Source organism: Pseudoalteromonas sp. Z1A6 (genome assembly GCF_011378745.1).
Taxonomy (GTDB): domain Bacteria; phylum Pseudomonadota; class Gammaproteobacteria; order Enterobacterales; family Alteromonadaceae; genus Pseudoalteromonas; species Pseudoalteromonas arctica.
Window position 1 is genome coordinate 1 of the sequence record NZ_WTKW01000368.1, and the last position, 3923, is coordinate 3923.

Below are 3923 nucleotides of genomic sequence, written 5' to 3' on the forward strand. Positions count from 1 at the left end.
ACCCGCATAGTTGCGGGTTTTGAATTTTTGTTAGACACGACAATTCATCACCCGATAATTACGAGTGCCACCACCAAATAGTGTTTAAGTTTGAATTGATCATTATTGTTAATTCTTAATGTGTCTGAAAGTGGCTACAGTAAAACGTATATTATGCTTTTGTGTCAAGTGTTTATTTAAAACAATTTAGTCAAAAAAGTTGTTATACTTACATAAACACCAGTAACCCTTAATTTTAAGCAGTTTTCTTTTGATAAAATATGATTTACATAGCCATACCACACATTCAGACGGGCGTTTAACGGTTGAAGAATTATTGCATCGCGCTGTTGATAAAAATATTGATGTGTTTGCTATTACCGATCATGACACTGTGGCGGCTATTAAGCCTGCGCAGCAATTTATTAAAACCGAAAACTTACCGCTTTCATTAATAACGGGTACCGAAGTGTCTACCAAATGGGAAAGCTTCGAAATTCATATTGTAGGTTTAAATATTGATATTAATAATATTGACCTTACCTCTTTATTATCAGCTCAGCAGCAAAAGCGAGAAGAGCGTGCACTAGAGATTGGTGTTCGCCTTGCAAAAAATGGCTTTGATGGCATTTACGAGCAAGCTAAAGAGCTGGCAAAAGACGCGCAAATAACGCGTGCACATTTTGCACGCGCCCTTATTGAGCGCGGTGTTGCTAAAAATTTCCCGGGTGTTTTTAAAAAGTACTTAGGGCGTGGCAAAACAGGCTACGTACCAAGTTGCTGGTGCACCATGCAAACCGCTATTGAGGCCATACATGCCGCTGGTGGTGTTGCTGTACTAGCGCATCCAAGTAGCTATCAAATGTCAAACAAGTGGCTACGCAAATTATTAGTAGAATTTAAAAGTGTAGGAGGTGACGCAATGGAAGTTGCACAACCTCAACAGGCGCCAAGCGAACGTCAATTTTTAGGTGAACTCAGCCGTGAGTACGAACTACTTTGCTCGCAAGGGTCTGATTTTCATTTTCCGACAAGCTATTTAGAGCTTGGCAAAAATTTATACCTACCAAAAGATTGCCAAGGTGTTTGGCAAGCTTGGGAAGGAGAAGAAGGGGCATTAACATGAGTCAATTATTTCATATTCATCCTGATAACCCGCAACCGAGACTAATTAGTCAAGCCGTTGATATTATTAAACAAGGCGGCGTTGTTGTTTACCCAACAGATTCGGGCTACGCCATCGGTTGTAACATTGGTAATAAGCAAGCCAAAGAGCGCATAGAGCGTATTCGTGGTATTGAAAAAAACGATAATTTTACGCTAGTTTGCCGTGATTTATCGGAGTTATCTACTTATGCACGCGTAGATAACCAGCTATTTAGACTCATTAAAAATAATACGCCAGGGCCATATACCTTTATTTTTAAAGGCACAAAAGAAGTCCCTAAACGTTTATTAAACGACAAGAAAAAAACTATTGGCATGCGTGTAATTGAGCACCCAATAGCCTGTGCGTTACTTGCCGAACTTGGTGAGCCGTTAATGTCGTGTTCTTTAATTTTACCAGGTGAGCAGTTTACAGAATCAGATCCTGATGAAATATTAGAGCGATTAGATAAACACGTTGATTTAATTATTCACGGTGGCCACTTAGCCGAGCAAGCAACCACGGTAATCGATTTGTCGGAAGATGAAGTCAAGATTTTGCGTGTTGGCTGTGGTGATACAAGCCCGTTTGAGTAATAGCGAGTGAGCGAAAGCACTGCGAATACAAAAAATAGTGAAAAGCCAGTGCAGCAAAAGCTGCCACTGGCTTTTTTGCATGGTAAAGCGGTTGTAGACAAACCAGAAGATTTATACATTCCACCTGACGCGCTCGAAATAATATTAGAAACCTTTGAAGGCCCGCTCGATTTACTGCTCTATTTAATTAAAAAGCATAAGCTTGATGTACTCGAGCTTTCTATTTTTAGTATTACAGAGCAGTACGTAAGTTATGTAGAAATGATGACCGAGTTTCAACTCGAACTTGCTGGCGAATATTTAGTTATGGCTGCGTTACTTGCGCAAATAAAGTCGCGCTTACTACTACCTGTACACGAAGAGCTTGAAGAGGAAGAAGATCCTCGCGCAGAGCTTATTAAACGTTTGCAAGAGTATGAGCTGTTTAAACAAGCCGCCGAAAACCTCGACGATATTCCTCGTGTTGGTCGTGATATTTTTATAGCGCATGCTGCTATGCCAATAAGTGAAGATACAAGTCAAAATCTCCCCGATATTGAACTTAAAGACTTAATGCTGGCGCTGAGTGATGTAATGGCGCGAGCAAAAACGTTTGAGCATCATCAAATTACTGCTGAAGTACTCTCAACCCGTGAGAGAATGAGCCAAATATTACAGCAACTATCGCAAGCAAACTCGGCAGTGGTATTTAATGCGCTTTTTACCCCAAATGAAGGGCGAAGTGGTGTAGTGGTTAGTTTTATAGCTATGCTTGAGCTTATTAAAGAAGGACTTGTTACTTGTTTGCAAGTAAGCCCTGAGAGCTTAATTTATGTCAGCTTAAGCGAACAATCCACCCTATAAACTTATCTGTCTAATCATCTATTTGCAAAACTGACTTTAAATAATAAAGTTCTGTGCGTATACGCACGTAAAGTGTTTGTAAATGTTATTTTCATTTACGGCTGTGCACTATATTGTAACGTCATAGCATTATAGGAACTTACACATGTTTAAAAATACACCTTCATCTTACGGACTTGTCGCCATTATTTTACATTGGCTCATGGCGCTGACTATTTTTGGCCTGTTTGGTTTAGGTTTATATATGGTTGAGCTTACTTATTACGATAGCTGGTATAAAGGTTCACTCGATTTACATAAGAGTATTGGTATTACGCTTGTGGCCGTATTTTTATTTAGAATTTTATGGCGTGCTTTATCTACACAACCTAAACCATTAGGTGAGAGTAAAGGCATGAACCAATTAGCGCATACGGCGCATATTGCTATGTATATTATTTTGGCTGTTATTGTTGTTGCAGGGTATTTAATATCAACCGCAGACGGGCGTCCAATAGAAGTATTTACTTTATTTAACGTATCAGCGCTTGATTTTGCCTTTGATGACCAAGCCGATATTGCAGGAAAAGTACATTATTACGGCGCGTGCACATTAATCGGGTTTGCAGTATTGCATGCACTAGGGGCGTTAAAACATCACTTTATCGATAAAGATAAAACCTTAATTAGAATGATCAAACCATTAAAGGATGATTAAAATGAAAAAATTATTAGTAAGCACAGCCGTTTCGGCTGCAATGATGTTATCGGCAACAGCCGCCAATGCAGCTGATTATGTAATTGATACAAAAGGCGGGCATGCATCTGTTAACTTTAAAATTAAACACTTAGGTTACAGCTGGTTATATGGTCGTTTTAATACTTTTGACGGCACATTTAGCTACGATGCTAAAAACCCTAATACGTCAAAAATTATGGTAAACATTGATACCACAAGTCTTGACTCTAACCATGCAGAGCGCGATAAGCATTTACATGGTAAAGATTTTTTAAATGTAGATAAATACCCAAAAGCGACATTTAAAAGCACGAGTATTAAATTTGATGAAGACGGCGAAGAGGCTGATGTAACCGGTGAGTTTACGCTGCACGGCGTAACTAACACTATTACCTTTGAAATAGATAAAGTGGGCGAAGGTAAAGATCCGTGGGGCGGCTACCGCGTAGGTTTTGAGGGCGAAACCAGCCTTAAACTTACCGATTACGGTATTGATTACAACTTAGGACCTGCATCTACTCATGTTGATATTATTTTATCAATAGAAGGTGTTCGTCAGTAATAGCATTATTAAATATAAAAACGCCACTTACTGTGGCGTTTTTTTTGCTTAACAGAAACTCAAATTAAGCGACTTCGA

At 39.2% G+C, this 3923-nt stretch carries 5 protein-coding genes; all 5 read left to right on the forward strand.

Translation table 11 applies throughout. The features are described from left to right. Positions 1–250: 250 nt before the first annotated feature. Positions 251–1105, forward strand: a complete 855-nt coding sequence (locus tag GQR46_RS17200; protein WP_024590417.1) for a PHP domain-containing protein — start codon at positions 251–253, stop codon at positions 1103–1105. Further along, positions 1102–1722: an L-threonylcarbamoyladenylate synthase gene (locus tag GQR46_RS17205; protein WP_024590418.1), complete on the forward strand. Its 621-nt coding sequence runs from the start codon at positions 1102–1104 to the stop codon at positions 1720–1722. Before GQR46_RS17200 ends, GQR46_RS17205 begins: the two co-directional genes overlap by 4 nt. Before the next feature lie 6 nt (positions 1723–1728). Then, positions 1729–2565, forward strand: coding sequence for a ScpA family protein (locus GQR46_RS17210; RefSeq protein ID WP_010554218.1), 837 nt, complete (start codon positions 1729–1731; stop codon positions 2563–2565). Positions 2566–2710: 145 nt separating this feature from the next. Continuing rightward, positions 2711–3262 carry a cytochrome b gene (locus GQR46_RS17215; RefSeq protein ID WP_002961572.1) on the forward strand — a complete coding sequence of 184 codons (552 nt, stop codon included), beginning with the start codon at positions 2711–2713 and terminating at the stop codon, positions 3260–3262. 1 nt (position 3263) lies between these two features. Further along, the gene (locus GQR46_RS17220) at positions 3264–3845 is read left to right on the forward strand and encodes a YceI family protein (RefSeq protein WP_165741701.1); all 582 of its coding nucleotides are present in this window, start codon (positions 3264–3266) and stop codon (positions 3843–3845) included. The last annotated feature ends 78 nt before the right edge of the window (positions 3846–3923 follow it).